The 356-nt window shown below is 41.3% G+C and carries 1 protein-coding gene; it reads right to left on the bottom strand.

What is annotated here, in order from left to right; translation table 11 throughout:
• The coding region (locus ACFHWD_RS20700) for an amino acid permease (RefSeq protein WP_378062954.1) at window positions 1-356 on the bottom strand (356 nt) is incomplete at both ends.

The following is a 356-nucleotide window of genomic DNA, read 5'->3' as shown; positions in this document are numbered from 1 at the left end:
GCTGCCATTACAAATATTTTATTTTCTGCCAGAGCAGGTTGTCCTATTGCATAGGATACGTTTACCATTAAAAATGTTAAAAAAGAAGTATACCAGAATATCTTTGCCGTCCAATTCAACCAGGATACCATAAAACCCTGCTTGTCTCCATAGGCTTCCTTTACCCATTCATAAAGTCCGCCGTCCCGTGGATACGTTGCTGCAAGTTCGGCACAGATAAGGGCAATTGGTACAAAGAAAATAAAAGTAAAAATCACCCACACCGGGATTGCACCTAAGCCCAGCCCGAAACTAGATGCCGTAGATTTGGCAATCCACCTTATTCCAAAAAGTGCCGACACATTCATAAAAACTAA

The organism is Clostridium sp. MT-14 (assembly GCF_042436595.1).
GTDB classification, from domain to species: domain Bacteria; phylum Bacillota; class Clostridia; order Clostridiales; family Clostridiaceae; genus Clostridium_B; species Clostridium_B aromativorans.
Note: the sequence above shows the minus strand (reverse complement) of the source record. Positions and strands in the feature narration are given on the sequence as shown.